At 34.7% G+C, this 15,328-nt stretch carries 16 protein-coding genes; 3 read left to right on the forward strand and 13 right to left on the reverse strand.

Annotated features, from left to right (window positions below):
* Positions 1 to 52: 52 nt before the first annotated feature.
* From G608_RS22705 to G608_RS0117865, 10 genes are all read right to left on the reverse strand, one after another.
* A complete protein-coding gene (locus tag G608_RS22705; protein WP_051209510.1) occupies positions 53 to 1,183 on the reverse strand; it encodes a hypothetical protein in 1,131 nt (376 codons plus the stop codon).
* Positions 1,170 to 2,441: a hypothetical protein gene (locus tag G608_RS0117825; protein WP_026497113.1), complete on the reverse strand. Its 1,272-nt coding sequence runs from the start codon at positions 2,439 to 2,441 to the stop codon at positions 1,170 to 1,172. The genes G608_RS22705 and G608_RS0117825 overlap by 14 nt, the downstream gene beginning before the upstream one ends.
* A 4-nt stretch (positions 2,442 to 2,445) precedes the next feature.
* Positions 2,446 to 3,660, reverse strand: a complete 1,215-nt coding sequence (locus G608_RS0117830) for a polysaccharide pyruvyl transferase family protein (RefSeq protein WP_026497114.1) — start codon at positions 3,658 to 3,660, stop codon at positions 2,446 to 2,448.
* A gap of 56 nt (positions 3,661 to 3,716) precedes the next feature.
* Positions 3,717 to 4,820 carry a glycosyltransferase gene (locus tag G608_RS0117835; protein WP_026497115.1) on the reverse strand — a complete coding sequence of 368 codons (1,104 nt, stop codon included), beginning with the start codon at positions 4,818 to 4,820 and terminating at the stop codon, positions 3,717 to 3,719.
* 19 nt (positions 4,821 to 4,839) lie between these two features.
* Positions 4,840 to 6,054, reverse strand: a complete 1,215-nt coding sequence (locus tag G608_RS0117840; RefSeq protein ID WP_026497116.1) for a Coenzyme F420 hydrogenase/dehydrogenase, beta subunit C-terminal domain — start codon at positions 6,052 to 6,054, stop codon at positions 4,840 to 4,842.
* A gap of 94 nt (positions 6,055 to 6,148) precedes the next feature.
* On the reverse strand, positions 6,149 to 7,228 hold the full coding sequence (locus G608_RS0117845; protein WP_026497117.1) for a polysaccharide pyruvyl transferase family protein: 1,080 nt from the start codon (positions 7,226 to 7,228) through the stop codon (positions 6,149 to 6,151).
* 13 nt (positions 7,229 to 7,241) lie between these two features.
* Complete coding sequence (locus G608_RS0117850) at positions 7,242 to 8,387, reverse strand: glycosyltransferase family 4 protein (protein WP_026497118.1); 1,146 nt, start codon at positions 8,385 to 8,387, stop codon at positions 7,242 to 7,244.
* A gap of 240 nt (positions 8,388 to 8,627) precedes the next feature.
* Positions 8,628 to 9,338, reverse strand: coding sequence for a sugar transferase (locus G608_RS0117855; RefSeq protein WP_330367093.1), 711 nt, complete (start codon positions 9,336 to 9,338; stop codon positions 8,628 to 8,630).
* Between the two features lie 27 nt (positions 9,339 to 9,365).
* Complete coding sequence (locus G608_RS0117860) at positions 9,366 to 10,682, reverse strand: DegT/DnrJ/EryC1/StrS family aminotransferase (protein WP_051209513.1); 1,317 nt, start codon at positions 10,680 to 10,682, stop codon at positions 9,366 to 9,368.
* A 329-nt stretch (positions 10,683 to 11,011) separates the two neighbouring features.
* Positions 11,012 to 11,587 carry a hypothetical protein gene (locus G608_RS0117865; protein WP_207637699.1) on the reverse strand — a complete coding sequence of 192 codons (576 nt, stop codon included), beginning with the start codon at positions 11,585 to 11,587 and terminating at the stop codon, positions 11,012 to 11,014.
* Positions 11,588 to 12,401: 814 nt separating this feature from the next.
* On the opposite strand from G608_RS0117865, the gene G608_RS0117870 reads away from it, so the two are divergent.
* The 3 genes from G608_RS0117870 (at position 12,402) to G608_RS0117880 (ending at position 13,700) form a co-directional block, all read left to right on the forward strand.
* Positions 12,402 to 12,617 carry a hypothetical protein gene (locus G608_RS0117870; RefSeq protein WP_026497122.1) on the forward strand — a complete coding sequence of 72 codons (216 nt, stop codon included), beginning with the start codon at positions 12,402 to 12,404 and terminating at the stop codon, positions 12,615 to 12,617.
* Positions 12,614 to 13,075, forward strand: a complete 462-nt coding sequence (locus G608_RS0117875) for a type II toxin-antitoxin system VapC family toxin (RefSeq protein ID WP_026497123.1) — start codon at positions 12,614 to 12,616, stop codon at positions 13,073 to 13,075. The genes G608_RS0117870 and G608_RS0117875 overlap by 4 nt, the downstream gene beginning before the upstream one ends.
* Positions 13,076 to 13,283: 208 nt before the next feature.
* The gene (locus G608_RS0117880) at positions 13,284 to 13,700 is read left to right on the forward strand and encodes a hypothetical protein (RefSeq protein ID WP_026497124.1); all 417 of its coding nucleotides are present in this window, start codon (positions 13,284 to 13,286) and stop codon (positions 13,698 to 13,700) included.
* Positions 13,701 to 13,784: 84 nt separating this feature from the next.
* Here G608_RS0117880 and G608_RS0117885 read toward each other — a convergent pair whose 3' ends face one another.
* Genes G608_RS0117885 through G608_RS0117895 form a run of 3 tightly spaced genes read right to left on the reverse strand, consistent with a single transcriptional unit; the run spans position 13,785 to position 15,063 of the window.
* Positions 13,785 to 14,237 (reverse strand): hypothetical protein, encoded by a 453-nt coding sequence (locus G608_RS0117885; protein WP_026497125.1) that lies wholly within the window; start codon positions 14,235 to 14,237, stop codon positions 13,785 to 13,787.
* Positions 14,231 to 14,632 carry a helix-turn-helix domain-containing protein gene (locus tag G608_RS21840; protein ID WP_035796208.1) on the reverse strand — a complete coding sequence of 134 codons (402 nt, stop codon included), beginning with the start codon at positions 14,630 to 14,632 and terminating at the stop codon, positions 14,231 to 14,233. The genes G608_RS0117885 and G608_RS21840 overlap by 7 nt, the downstream gene beginning before the upstream one ends.
* A gap of 41 nt (positions 14,633 to 14,673) precedes the next feature.
* Entirely contained in the window at positions 14,674 to 15,063 is a 390-nt protein-coding gene (locus G608_RS0117895; protein WP_026497126.1) for a type II toxin-antitoxin system RelE/ParE family toxin, read from the reverse strand.
* Between the last annotated feature and the right edge of the window lie 265 nt (positions 15,064 to 15,328).

The raw sequence follows: 15,328 nt of genomic DNA on the forward strand, positions 1-15,328 counted from the left end.
CTTCAGAACACAACAAACCAGATTCATCATCATTTGTATATATTTCATGACCTTAGTTTTTTCTTAACGCTTTAACTATAGCCTCTTCGTTTGTTGTTCCTTCAAAATATAATTTTGAATTACGCGACATTTCGGAATATGCATCATCTATATCCTTAATCGCGTTAATAATATTCTTTTTTTCGAGCGTTTCTATACATTTACCCATCCCATTAGACTCTATAGAATACTTAAGCCCTGGAATATCATTCCCTATCATAGGTAATGAAAATTGTGAATATTCATATAGTTTATTAGGCGCACAATAAATTGAATTCAGTGGAGATGTAAACGTACCGTATACTGGCACATATAACAATACTCCTATATATGCATGGCTTGTAACTTCTAAATGATACGGAGGCTCAATATAAGGAATTACAATCGTATTCTTATACTTTTTCAGATCATCACACTCACTTCCTGTCATAATAAGAAAAACAAAACCACTAATTTCTTCCACTGCTTGCGCTATAACTTCAATTGGTCTCTCTGCATCTACAATTCCTTGGTATAATATTATTTTTTTTCCTTTTAAATCATCCACAATATTCTTTGCTTTATCATCATGAAACACTTCTGTACACTTACATATATTATTAGGAGCTGGTTTGTTAACAATTGTTAAGGGCCGCTCCTTCAGATTAAACCAAGCTTGAGTAATACATGCCCTATTATACTCGCATGTAATAACCTTATTCGCATGATCACATATTCTTTTTATGTCTATTTTCATTAATGGATTTTTACCAAAGTAATACATTGAATCTATCAATTCAAATAGATGTAAATTATAACGATATTTAAACAGGCTCTTCCCCATATGCTTTATGGTTATATTTGACATAATCCAAAGAATAGTGTCTTCATCATATAATCTTTCTATTTTTCTTATTAATGAACGATGTATCAGGAATAAATTTTTAAACTTTTCTAAACGATTTGAATTATATTCATAATTACTACCTATCTTTATGCATTCAACGCTATCTGGTAAAATCTTTTGAATTTTGCCATCAAAATAAGTAGAAAACAGATAGACTTTTTTCCCTTTTCTTACTAAGTCATTAATAAGTGCTATTGTTGGTGGATATTTCAAAACCGAATCGACTTGTATAACAAATACTTTATTATATTCCATCATATGGCACCCCAGCCTGTTTATTCTTAATTCCCCTTGTCTTATAACTAGCAATACACATATTTATTAGCATTAACCACGTAACTCCAAATGTACACTCTGATATAAAAATACTTAAGCACGATATATACATCAATAGTTCAGCTTTATTTGAGCCCTTAAAAGCTCGTATCCCCAGATAAACAATAGGCCCAAAGCCCACCATACCGAACGAAAGTAATAGCGAAGAAATATCATTTACATATTCCCTTACATTATTGGTAACTTGATATCCAACTTCTATACCATACTTTATTGATAATGGATAGACACATTGATACCCTATTCCAAAGAGTTTTTCCAAAATAGGTAATTCTAGAAAAACTGCAAAACCACGCGTAACTCTATCTGTTACTTTATTATCATTTACATTAGTCATTCGTTCAAGCATTGCAATAATACCAGCTTGTTGCAATGCTACCCATATCAATACTATCGCTAATAATACTGCCAGCAATATTATTATCATCTTAGAAGGAGTTAAACTTTTTAATTCACGAAAGAAATAATAGCCCCAGATAACCATTGCAATAGCAATACTTGTCCCTGATATACTCATGACCATTAGAAGACTGATAATAATGGACAAAATAAAATTCTTTTTTATAATGTCTTCATATCCATATAGATTCATACATAAAAAAGGTGCTAAATATTGCGCAAAATGTGACGGTTCAATAAACAACGATGAGTATCTTATATATCCCCCCATCGGATAGACCCCGAAATTTGCTCCCCTGTTTAAATATGAATCAGCAACCTCTAGTATCGAAATTCGCCCTGTCATTGTTAATCCAGGAATCTTAATCCCAACAAACTGAAAACATATATATAGTAATAAAAAATAGCACAAATATTTATACATTGACACAAGCAGCCTATAATCCATACCATCTTCAAAACATATTATGGCCAGGATAATACTATCACACAAAACTATTAAATTATGTGGAGCTGCATTTTGGACCATACTCGAATAATCAGATAAATTATACGCATATATGGATATTATTAGTATCCACAAAAAGAATGTTCCAAATAAGGTTACTATTTTGTAATTAATATGAAGCTTTCTCTTTTGTAGCAATATTACTAAAGCACAGATATTAGCAAAAAAAAGATACAGATTATTCCCGCCTGGTAATTTATAATACCTAATTATTGGTAATAGCAAAATATAAGCCGCCAAATATATCCTTAAGAGTTTTGATTTATTTAACATATCTTCAACCTTCTAATTTTCCTATCAACTGTATATAAGCAAGTGCAGATTCTCTTTCTGCATCTATAGAATTAATAACTTTTTTTCTCCATACCTCAATATCACTACTTTTCATTATTGATTCTAAAACCTCCGGTAGTTTTACTGATATATCGTCACTAGATAAATATGATTCCATTAAATTCAGTCGTTCAAGCAGATCCCGAATTTTCGATTTATGTACACTAGAAAAGTCCGTTCTCTTATCCACTGCGATTGTTGGTACCCCATTTAGTAACGAAAAAATTGTACAATGAAAATATGTTGTAACCGTAAAATCAAAAAAAGGGAATACTGCTGCCCATTCTAATGGATTTAACTCAGAAACATTAACATCCGCATATTTATTATAGTTATATACACCTATAATCATATAATCATTCGAATCAATATTTTTTCTTAGTTCCTTACCAAGCTTATTATCCCCCATCAAAAATATAAGCTTTTTCTCAAAATTCACACCAGCATTTTCAAGTTTGTTTTTACCTGCATCTTTATATTTTGAAAACTTTTTTATATCTAGTAATAGTGTGGGATCGCAAACATGAAAAATGTCTTTCCCCAATAAATTCGAAATATATTTTTCAGTATAACTGTCTCTGCATGATAACAAATCAAACTCTAACAAATCAGTTTTTATTCGGTTTAGCTGATTATCCGTTTTCCTCTCATAACTCATTCCATATGCGGATGCAGAAAATGAAATTTTATATTTACAATCAACGTTTTCTAAATAGTATACATATGGACATTGCGTTTGATAGTCATTCCAAACCGCATCGCTTCCTACTATTATTGCATCATACTTATTTGCAACTTGCCTTTGGAATACTTCTAGTTCATCAGATATAACACCTTCCTCTGACAGATTTAAAATCCCAATACTACTGTCAATAGAATGATTACGAATTATCTCAAATGCATTTCTACTTTTAATGTAGTTCCAATTAATAATCTTATATAGTGTATCTTTGATAAAGAACAATAATTGATTATTTGTTTCAATACGTTTTTTTTCAAACAGCCTTATTTTTTTATATCCATCCATCAAATATGATGGTGTAAAATCTATTACTTCTACATAATGCCCTTGACTTTGCAATGAACACATTAACGCATAACACTGTAAAAATGCACCATAATTATACGCCCTGTGAAATGTAAGAATTCCAATTTTCATTTTTTACCTTTCTATAATGCAATGGACATATATACTCCATATAATTATTTATCTATCTAAAAATGTACTTTTCCCTGAGAATAAATTTCAACCAATCTACCTGAAGTTGATTTTATTCCATATCCAGCATCACTTACAATTGCCGCGTAAGCCTCTCTATTAATGCTTTGTTTTAATAAATCGCATATATCATTTACCCATAACTCAATATTCTCATTTAGGTTTTCTTTTTTTACAATATCTGTAACAACAACCTCATCTGTAATATTTGTGGAAATCAAAGCTGGCAATCCTGACATTTGAGACTCAATAATTGAAAATGGTAATCCTTCAAACAGAGATGGAAAAAGAAAAATATCCATAGCATGATAATATCTGTAAATATTACCTTGTGCCCCAGCAAAAATAACCTTATCAGATATTCCCTCTGTTCTTACTAATTCCTTTATTTCTTCTTCTAAAATGCCAGTTCCTAACAGCAATAGTTTTGAATTTGCATTTTTACTAAGATACTCTTTAAAAACACGAATAATAAATCTATGATTTTTCTGGTTCTTAAACGCACCAACATGTCCAATCAAAGTACAATCATCGGGTATATTGTACTCTTTTCTAACTAAATCTCGATTGTACTGAGAATATTTAAATTTTCTTTCTTCTATACAATTCTTTATGACTTCAAAATTTTCATTCTTAAACATCCATTTTCCAGCATCTAACCCGCACGCCAAGAAAACATTTGCCCATCTCAAAATTCGCTTTTGGTTAAAAAGATGAAGTGGAAGAAGCCACTTAACATTTGTTTTTGTGTTATGACTATGTATTATCCTTACAGGAATGCCTATTTTCTTCGCCATTCTCAGAGGAAGTACATAAATTAAAGCATTAGCATGTACATGGATTGCATCATATTCTTTGCCGTGTTCTTTTATATATTGATAAGTTTTAAAATAATTAGAAATAAATGCTTTGGGAAACGGGGGTGTCAGGATGATTTTTCCTAAATGCTTCTCCACAAACTCAGTATACTGGCTATTATCACGCCTGATTAAAAAATCGCAAATAATATCATGCTTATATAATTCTTCTATGTTATTCATAATAAAGGCCTGAGCCCCACCTCTACCCAAGCCATCCATAACCTGCAACACTCTATACATTTTTATCCTCTTGTTCTACTCAATTCTGTTTATTCGTCCTTGATCTTCTATTTTTATAAATCACATATTTTACTTGTCTATATAAACCTGATTTTAGTAATAACATGCGGAGCAATCTTCTAAAGCGATTATAGAATTGATCTGGGAAATATTTCTCAAATAAATCTGCTGCATTCATTTGCTTTGCATCCATCAATAGATCATTTCTAATAGAACTCTGAACAACTGAATTAACCATTTCATTATTACCATATACAATATCCGATGGTGAAATATATAAATACTTTACTATTTTCTTAGAGATAATATCATCTAACAATTTTCTACCTTTGTTTGAATTGATAAGAACTGATGATGTTCCCTTATCATCATCAAAATCGCTCGCAAAAAAAACAGGTTGAAAACAATCCCATAAAGTAAAATCAGATATACGATATCTTTTCTTGAATTTACAATTATAACAAGCCTCCCTGTCACAACTGTTTGTAAAATATGCCCTAAGCATTTTGTCAGATTCTACATCCTTAAAGTAGACTTCCTTTCCATTTTCATCAAAATATGACATAGTCGAATACTTATATCCATAATGTTTCCATCTGAAATAAATTCGTTTCGGTGAATAGTTTTTTGCTAATTCTAAATACTTATCCCAAATTAGTGGCGATCCTATACCATGACACGTTAAATCAACTAATATCAAATTATCATATGCTTTTTGAAGAAAAGATGCCAACCCCTCTACTTGGCAAGGGGTACCACTAAAGCAAACCAATCTTCCACTATTAAGGTGGTTCTTCACTTCAATAAATGTGTTACCCAAATCACTTTGCACATATTTACTGTTACGCAATTTCCATAAATCATCAGCCTTCTCGACAGAAATATGTCGAACTTTAAAATCATCATCATATGCAGCGCCAAAAACAATCCCGTTTTTACCTAACACTGTTAAGGCAATAGCACTAAACATTCCACCAGATGCACTTTCTTTCCTAATTTCCGAATCCTTAATTTGGGCAATGATAGCAATTTCATCCTCGTTTTTTATTTCAAGCTTAGGATTAAGATATGGACATACTTTTTCACATAAACCACATTCGATACATCTATCGACGTCCACAATTCGCGGAACAGGAAAGCCTGCCTCATCCTTATCCATTTGTATTACTTCTCTATTGCATATAGAAGCACATGCTGTACAGCCAGTGCACTCTATTTTTGAAAAATCAATCATTTTTATCAACCTTATTCTTTATTTAATGCATGTATCAAATAATCTAAAGACTCACTACGAAAATCATCCAATAATTCCTTTATCTTCAAATAATCTATTTCACTAGAATCTTTTTTTCATATTCCTCAATTAGTCTATCCCCCAACCCAAATCTATCAAGTAAATTGGTCACTCTAGAATTAGTAGACATTTTATTAGCATCAGAAAATCTTTTGAACACATATAATTGCTTCTCGAATATTATTGAAAACACACATCCATGAAATGAATCTGTGCACACTTTTTTTGCATACTTAATCAGGTTTAAAAATTCAAATGGCCCAACTTCAGCAGGATATTCATCAACATATTTTTCATCACCCTTAATGTATCCAGCTCCATGTAAAACACCAACTATTTTACAGGACTCATCAGCTGCTATATTTTTTATATATTCCCTATGCTCCTTGTTTTCGCCGACAAGGTAAACTAATATATAATCCCCATCAATAATTTGCTTCTGTGAAATCAGTGAATCCCAATCCTCTTTCGATAAAAGCATAGTCGGATCACACACCACTTTAGCCTGCCTATTTGTCAAATTTTTAATAATTTCTGCCCCACTCTCTTCACGGCAACTTAGATATTGAATTCTTGATAAAAAAGCCCTAGCTATTTCTTTTTGATTATTTCTGATTTCTTTTAGCCCAAAACTAGTGGCATATGAAATCTTATTAATATCATTCGGTACAAAATTTAAAGTATAAAAATTACCTGCAATATTTGCTGGTCTCCATAATTGATCACTACCAACAACTACTGAATCAAAATCTTTACAATGATCAGAAAGTCCTTCCCAGGAATTACATACTGGTCCTATAATAAAATGTTCATCATGAAACTTAGCAAAAGCTTTTTCTCTAGATCCATAATATTTTTTATAAGAAGGATTAATCTTTTTTTGAATAATTGATCCTATTGTACCAAAATAACTTCTCACCTCTGCAAAGTTTAACAATTGACCTATAAAGTATTTCTTTCTAGCCTTTGATACGTCGCTTATCACACTATTTATATTGATAATCTCTGTATCATACCCTAATTTTCTTATCGCGTATTGTGTTGCAAATGCTTGAAGATAGGTTCCATAATTTATTGTATAAGTTACTATTGCCAACCCTATTTTTTTTGCCATAATTCATTTACCTTTATTCTAATATCTCTCTATATATATTCCACATAGTATTCAAAGCATTGTTTATATCAAAAGGCTCTACAGCCTTCAAACAATCCTCTTTCATACTAAGTCTAAGATTTTCGTTACTTGCTAGTTTTTCGATAGCCTTCGAAAAACTTTCTACATCATCCGGATTACATGCATACCCCGTCTTACCATCAATCACATAATCCAATATTCCATGGACATTTGAACTAACTAATGGAACTCCGGCAGCCATAGCTTCTATTCCGGCTAACCCCAACCCCTCTATCTTCGAAGGAAATGCACTTATATCCGCGGTATTACATAATTCCGGAATATCCTTCCTGAATCCAAGAAATACTGTGTGAACTCCTAATGATTCTGACAGTTGTTCAAGATATTCTCTCAGCGGTCCTTTGCCGCAAATAACATAGTAAATATCGCTCCTCTTTAATTGCCCCAAAGCTCTGATAATTACTTCATGATTTTTACGTTCAATCATTTCTCCAACAGATAGGAGCATTATGCTATCTTCCGGAATACCAATACTCTTTTTATAAGCTCTTTTGTCTACTTTGGCCTTCTTAATTCTATCAATATCCACGCCTACTCCCGGAATATATCTGACATTCTTAGCGTGGAATCCTTGTGCCCGTTTATAATCCTCTTTATTGATAGTAACAAGATAATCCGTATATCTTGACATCCATTTCTCTACTGGATAATACAAAAGCCAATTCTTCTTTGGCGCTGCGTTATGGAAATGAAATCCATGACATGTATACATTACCACAGATCCCTTTTTTCTCGCCTTTTTAGCTGCCATCCTTGTAAAAATCGAAGCAGCAGGCGTGTGACAGTGTATTAAATCAAAATTTCCTTTTGCTATAACGTCATGCAGTTCTCTATATGCTGAAATATTGGCTTTATTAAATGGACTCCTAGCAAAATGAATATTGTGAAGAATAACGCCCTCTGACTCGATCATGCCAAGATACTTTTTTGTTCTTTCCTCATCTGTATCTTCCATATAATCAAAGTTACAAGCTATATGAACCTCACATTTCAATTCTGACCTTAGAAACTCAACATTTTCTTTATTAAACCATTCTATGAAAGAGACTACACTTGCAACTATAAGTACCTTCTTCAACTCACCATCTCCTTCACATATTCAATATACATAATTATAGTTTTTCTCCTAATTAGTCAGGTTAACAACATGACTTTCTTGAATTCTACCAACAAGCATCGTTTCAAGTATCAATTCAAGCCCAAACATATTACTCTATTACAGTATTAAAGACTCCCTATAGTTCGTTAGGCTTACGCATTATACCAACTTCCCGAACTATGGAAGCCCCTGTTCATATGATTATAAATGTTTTTTGCCTTACAGAAATCTCTCCAATTCCTTCGGCGGCTGCGGAATTCCTTTAAGCTTCTTCCAATCAGTGTTTCCTTTCAACACAGCCTCAACCGTCATGAATATCAGCTTCCAGTACATAAACACACTCTTATGCTGAACATACCAACATTCAAGCTCGCCCTTATAAGGCATTATGTGATCGAAATAGAACTTATCTTTTTCTTCATGACTATCAAAAGTCTGCAGAATTTCCTCTTCGTTTCGGAAAACTATTGATCCGATTCCACTAAGTCCCGGTCTTGACTTCGCCAAAACTGCCTTAACTTCAGGCTTGTACTCCTTAAATTCTTTCACTACAAGCGGTCTGTATCCGATGATACTCATATCACCTGATAAGATATTCAGGAGCTGTGGCAACTCATTGATCTTAGTCTTTCTGAGAAATCTTCCCATTGGAAGAATTCGCGGATCGTTCTTCTCTGTATAGTATCCGCCTGCCATGTTCGGACTATTTCTAAGCATAGTGGCAAACTTCATTACCTTAAACGGCTCACCGCCTCTACCAATTCTCTCCTGTCCGTAAAAGATATCATGCTCTCCCGTCAGCTTAAGCCCTATCATAATCGGAATCATTAAAGGCAGAAGTATTATAATTGCCAAAAGGCTAAAAAATATATCAAAAAATCTGGTCAACTTAATGACTCTTTCCGGAGAGATTCGTCCCTCCAACGACAACCAATTAACTATAGCAACAAAATGTTTTTATGCAAAACATCTCTTAATTATCTCAATCACCTGCTCCTGCTGTTCCACCGTCATCTTATTATCACTTGGCAGGCACAGTCCTCTTCTGAATATATCAGCACCAACATCAACCATGCCACTCTCAGCAATGTAAGCATTACTTCTTGCTCTTCCATTACCACACTTAGTAATGAATCCATTACTTCTATAAATAGGCTGGCAGTGCATAGGCTTCCATATCGGTCTTCCTTCAGCACCAAAGTAACTAAGTGCCTGCAGAATTTCTCCAGGGCTGCTCTTACCACTTTCATGTGACCAAAGCTGATCTTTTTCACCTCTAACGAAGGGAGCCATAGCATCCTCATCAATTATTAAGCAGCTAAGCCAGAAATTAGGAACACTTTTCGCTTCATCATATGGATTCATTTTTATAGGAAGGTCCTTAAGCCCCTCTTTATAGCGCTCATAAATCTGCTTTTTACTATCGATATGCTCCTGAAGATAAGGGAACTGACCTCTTACGCAGGATGCAATCAGGTGACTGATTCTGTAGTTGTAGCCTATCTCTTCATGCTGATACCAAGGCGCATCCTCTCTGGACTGTGTGGACCACTTACGAACCTTGTTAGCATCTTCAAGGGAGTCTGTTAAAAACATACCGCCTGAGGAACCGGTAATGATCTTGTTACCATTGAAGCTGATGCAGCCATAGTTTCCAAGACTTCCTGTCTCTACCCACTTATCACCAAGCTTGTACTTTGCTCCTAAAGACTCAGCTGCATCTTCTATAATTAATGCTCCATGAGCATCAGCTATGGCTTTGATCTCCTCCATTTTTCCGGGAGTACCATAAAGATGTGCCAGAATTATCAGCTTTACATCAGGGTATATCTCAAATGCCTTCTCAAGAGCTTCCGGATCCATATTCCAGGTATCGTACTCTGTGTCGATAAATACTGCTTCGCCATCTTCGTAAGCAACAGGGTTAATAGATGCATCAAATGTTACATCTGAACAGAACACCTTACGACCTGCTAATGTACCCTGATCAGGTCTTGGCTGTCCGTAGAGCTTCTCACCTGCAAGCTTTGTAGCAAGATGAAGAGCTGCTGTACCACAGCTAAGTCCTACCGCATATTTGCAGCCTACATACTCTGCAATCTCGGCCTCAATTCTATCTATGTTCTCGCCTGCTGTTGTAACCCATCCGGAAGCAAAGGCCTGAGATACATACTTTTCCTCATCACCGTGAATGGTGGGAGATGCAAGAAGGCACTTGCCTTCGATATGCTTTATGTCGCTAAATCTCGGATCTGAACTAAAATCATAACTCATTGGTATTTTCCTCTATTTTATATGTATAGTTACAAACTAAATACAATCACTCAAAACACCAGTAAATATCAGCATTTCGCGCGGTTTTAAATTCGTATTTGTCGCAAATTTTTGAAATTTCCGCCGAGTAATTCTACCACAATTGTTACTTAATGGCAATTTGCACTGCTATACTCAATTCACAACGTACAAAAGCAAAACTGCAATATTCCCTAAACATTAATAATCTCCGTCTGATATTTATTATGTTTAATCTGCTTATAATTGGAGTGTTGCCTGTCCTCCGAAATCACATCATTGAATAAATCCATTTCTTTTTTATATTCCCCTCACGAAAACTTCTCTTTCGCCATATAGTAGTAATACATAACATTATTACTAATTTTATTCTTCACTTCTTTCCTATCACTAAATGCCTTATTCAATATATCCGTTGTTTTCAAAAATGCCTCAACCCCGGCAGCTGTTAATCCTATTTTTGCCCCCATTCGAATAACGTTTTCTAGCGCCGACATAGCACCGGATATCCCTTCTCCTGTAGTGATGGTAGCTGCCAATCCTGCACCTAAATATCCAAGCTTTTTTCTTTCTTCTTCGTCTTCCAAAACTCGTTTTCCAAAGTTTTTTAACACGCTTGTTTCACCGGTTAACTCGTTTATTTCATTTATATTAGGTAACACCTGTGTTTCGTACATTTTAAGGCATTCATATTCGAAATCATCATCCCAGGGTAAAGATGACATTTTCTCTGCAAAGCCATATATTGAGCCTCTGAAATTATCAAGAGGCACCTTCATGCTTTTCTTAAAATCGAGGATTTCTGAGACTTCAGCGTATTCCAGCATAGGTAATGTCATCATAATATTTGATGCGACGCCTGCATGTCTCATTATTTCTTTGTCCACATCTGACAATTTGATACAGTTAGGAGTAGCGTCCAAAATCTGTCCTATTGTATCTGCGCATATACTGTCAAATAGAGGGAATGAATTGTAAATTTCATTGATTGTTCCTCACGTTGGCAATGCCATTTAGCTAAGAGTTCTGTTTTTGCTCGATTATAAAATACTGTATCATTGTACCATTTTTTGCTTTTGAATAAGCATTTATGCATGGCAAACAGGCAGATGCGGAATCTGCCTGTTACTACATATTAGAACCTGGTACCGTGTACTCCGAATTATCACAATTACTACTTAATAGCAATTTGCGGCGCATTCTCTCCCTCCCGAGAGAAATATTTCAAGGTAAATACATTTTGCGTTGCATTTTCTCTGACAGGAGTTTTGTGTTGCATTTAACCTGCAAAATTGTAAGTATAATCAGAAAGTCGCATCGGAACTGGATTTAGCAGTATTTTACAAAATATGCTATAATAAAATAGAAATGTTATTTGAGTATGTTATATCCGGAGTAGGAACTCTAGGGACTTTTGCTTTAGGGATAACAACCAACAGAAGGCATGCAAGAGCATGACCGGATGGGCAAAAGGATACGGAATTCTTCTTTATCGTCGTTATAGAACATTAGATAAAGATAAGAGCCGTTTATATTCTCCATATCTACTTTATGTTTTTCCATAATACATATATGGGCATTAAAGTTTGATGGAGAAATTGAATACAGGTTAATCGCCTGAACGTAACTAATAAGTTATCAAGTAGGGCGAGGCTATCCTCCCCTATTGGATATAAATAATTTAAGAAAGGAGGAGGCCAGATGAACGGAGGAATCGCTATGGAAGTTGTAAGAACAACACTGGATGCTGATCTCTTATCGCCGATAATCAGTATTCCTTTTTCTCTGAAAGGGAAAAAAGTTGATGTGACTATCACTGAAGCAAAAAAAAGTATTGTAGATGAGTTGTATGGCATTGCATCTAATTTAGACATGTCTTTAGATGAAATCCGTACAGAAAGGCTACAAAGCAGATGAAGCTCTTAGTTGATACAAATGTGATTCTCGACTACTTTGAAAGAAGAACTGGTGGCGAAGCTGCAAAAAAACTCTTTAAGCTGGCAGAGGACAATAGTCATTACGAATGTCTCACAAGCTCGTCTGTAACAGACGTTTTGTACTTGGTAACCAAAGCAATGGTGTCCAAAAACAAAGAACAACCTGAAGACAAGCAACTTTTAAGAAAAGATGTTGAAGAACAGGCAAGGGATAATGTTGAGAGTTTCCTCTCAATAATGCACATATTAAATGTGTCTGAAGAACATGTTCATAAAGCTTTTAAGCTAAGATGGCATGACACAGAGGATGCTCTGCAATATGTTGTCGCTAAAGACAATGCCATTGATGTTATTATCACTAATAACAAAAGTGATTTCGAGGCAAATGATCTTAGACTTATGACAGCACAGGAATTCCTTGATAGCCTTCCAGAGTAACAAACTGTATTCGGTAGAAAATAGGCGCACTAGGTGCGTCTATTTTTCTACATTTATCATAATATTCCTTCAATTGCTTTCTTATCACAGCATCTGTATCATTAATCACAAATCTGCATGTAGCCCTAGCAATAGTCTGCAGTTCTCTGTCAGGCATCATACCGGTATCCTCTACTAGCTTGCATACATGTATCAATAATTCTTTCTTTTGCTCATTGCGGTTGATATATATGATAATCTTAAAGGCGGTGATAACTATTCACTTCTTAAACCTACTACACATTACTGCATAACTGATCAGAATCTCCTGCCGAATAATACTGAATTTTATTCACATTATCTTCTTCTGAACACTAAAAATCATGTTCCTTACACTGATACCGCTGAATCTATTTATTTATATAACTCCGATGAGCAGGTTCGTGAGCTCTGCAGAAGGCGTGAGGACGCTATTGCTCATGAGGCTTTCCAGAAGAAAAAGATTGAAGAACTTTCTTCTGAAGTCGAGTCTCTTGCCTCTGAGAACGAATCCCTTGCCTCTGAAATCAAATCTCTACACTCTGCTATCACAGATAGAGATTCAAAGTTGCAAAAGTACATAGAATTGTACGGTGATCTTGATTAAATACCAATAATCTTGTTTATTTGGCAATGTTATTCAAAGCCAAAATAAAAACCTGGTACCGTGTACTCCGAACTTTAGAATTTCTTATGTGGATTCTTCATCCAGAAGTTTTTCAACCTTTTTATAGTATTCAACAACGTTTACGAAAGGAATAACTATCTTACCAGTATTGTAAATAGATCCGCTGATAGACTCTATCTTTCCACGAGCGATACCAATCAGTGCAGCAACACCATTTATTGCTACAAGTTGCATGAATTCTTCTTTTGTAGTCTCACTAGTCGATTTAAATGCACCTTCTAGTAGTAATGAAATATTGGTTTCTCTAGGACCTTCCTGTTTAATAGTAATTACAATCTCAATACGTGCCTGCGCCTTGTATCCGCCATCCTCATAAATCTGCGGTTTAAAAACATTAAGCCCAAAGCTTTTCTCTGTATCCGGAAGAAGTCCTACAATATTATTTTCAATATTCAAATTTAGTATAGTACATCCAATTAATTCAATACCTGTAGCAACTGAATCAAATGCTAGCATGCTATTTCCTCTCTGTTTTCAAGATTTATATTTGAAATCCATTTATTCTGACCATAATTGTCCGTCTCACTTATAAAATCCATAAGCGTAAATGTATCCTTTTTCTCATAACTATCGATGGAAGGTCTAAATTCTAATCCAATTTTTTCACATATTTCATTTAGAGATTTAATTGTAAAATTGTAATCTCTGCTTTCCCATTTTGATACCATTCCTTGAGTGACACCCATGAAATCAGCAAATTGTTTCTGTGTCATACCGAGTTCTATCCTGCGTCTTTCAATTCTGGCTGAAATTTGGGCAAGTTCAACAATACTTTTCGTTTCAGCTTTGCTAAAGCCATTTGTTATCCAATCGTTCTTCTTTGCGTTTTGTATTTTGTCCTTTAATCCCATCTTTACCTCCGTTGTCCCATAAATGAACTATAGAAATAATATTAATCACTTAATAACCATTTAATTCTATTCTTTGCGCTTCTAATTGCTAATCTATAGTCATTATCATTCTTTTCTAAAAACGCCTTTAATAAAATAATCTCTCCATCATCAGAGATATAATAAAGTACTCGAACATTCTTCTTTGTCTCAGGATGCCTAATACTATATATCTTTTCATTGTCTTCCAATAGCTCAAATTGCGCCAAATCTATTGCATGCTCTTTTTCCTGTTCAAGGACTGCAAGGTCTTGTAGTAACTTTTTTTGAAATCTTTGAAACGGAGGAATACTTCGCCACGCTTCACTTACAGCCTTCGAAAACTCTTTTTTAAACACGCTTACTTCATAAACATTGGATAGGCCGTTTATATTTAAACATTCTAGTTCCACATAGCAACCTCCCTTCCCACGTAGTGTGTATTTCCATAATATTACATATAGGTAATATTATCAAGTTATTTCACTCATTCTAGAACCTGGTACCGTGTACTCCGAACTAAAAAGAATAATTCATAATGGAGCTGGAACGACGTCAAGGGACAGTACGCTGGGCGCATGCGCCTGGGCAGCCCTTGACGAAGTGACACGGATTATCCTGATGCAACAGACAGCAAGCAGGCTTGCTGTCCTGCTTCCGACGAGGACGGGTCTGGGC

It is taken from the genome of Butyrivibrio sp. WCD3002 (assembly GCF_000424265.1).
Lineage (GTDB): Bacteria > Bacillota > Clostridia > Lachnospirales > Lachnospiraceae > Butyrivibrio.

What these genes read in the sequence shown, in the direction of transcription:
- G608_RS22705 (WP_051209510.1), bottom strand. Translation starts at nt 1,183, where the DNA reads ATGATGGAATATAATAAAGTATTTGTTATACAAGTCGATTCGGTTTTG.
- G608_RS0117825 (WP_026497113.1), bottom strand. Translation starts at nt 2,441, where the DNA reads ATGTTAAATAAATCAAAACTCTTAAGGATATATTTGGCGGCTTATATT.
- G608_RS0117830 (WP_026497114.1), bottom strand. Translation starts at nt 3,660, where the DNA reads ATGAAAATTGGAATTCTTACATTTCACAGGGCGTATAATTATGGTGCA.
- G608_RS0117835 (WP_026497115.1), bottom strand. Translation starts at nt 4,820, where the DNA reads ATGTATAGAGTGTTGCAGGTTATGGATGGCTTGGGTAGAGGTGGGGCT.
- G608_RS0117840 (WP_026497116.1), bottom strand. Translation starts at nt 6,054, where the DNA reads ATGATTGATTTTTCAAAAATAGAGTGCACTGGCTGTACAGCATGTGCT.
- G608_RS0117845 (WP_026497117.1), bottom strand. Translation starts at nt 7,228, where the DNA reads ATGGCAAAAAAAATAGGGTTGGCAATAGTAACTTATACAATAAATTAT.
- G608_RS0117860 (WP_051209513.1), bottom strand. Translation starts at nt 10,682, where the DNA reads ATGAGTTATGATTTTAGTTCAGATCCGAGATTTAGCGACATAAAGCAT.
- G608_RS0117870 (WP_026497122.1), top strand. Translation starts at nt 12,402, where the DNA reads ATGAACGGAGGAATCGCTATGGAAGTTGTAAGAACAACACTGGATGCT.
- G608_RS0117875 (WP_026497123.1), top strand. Translation starts at nt 12,614, where the DNA reads ATGAAGCTCTTAGTTGATACAAATGTGATTCTCGACTACTTTGAAAGA.
- G608_RS0117885 (WP_026497125.1), bottom strand. Translation starts at nt 14,237, where the DNA reads ATGCTAGCATTTGATTCAGTTGCTACAGGTATTGAATTAATTGGATGT.
- G608_RS21840 (WP_035796208.1), bottom strand. Translation starts at nt 14,632, where the DNA reads ATGGGATTAAAGGACAAAATACAAAACGCAAAGAAGAACGATTGGATA.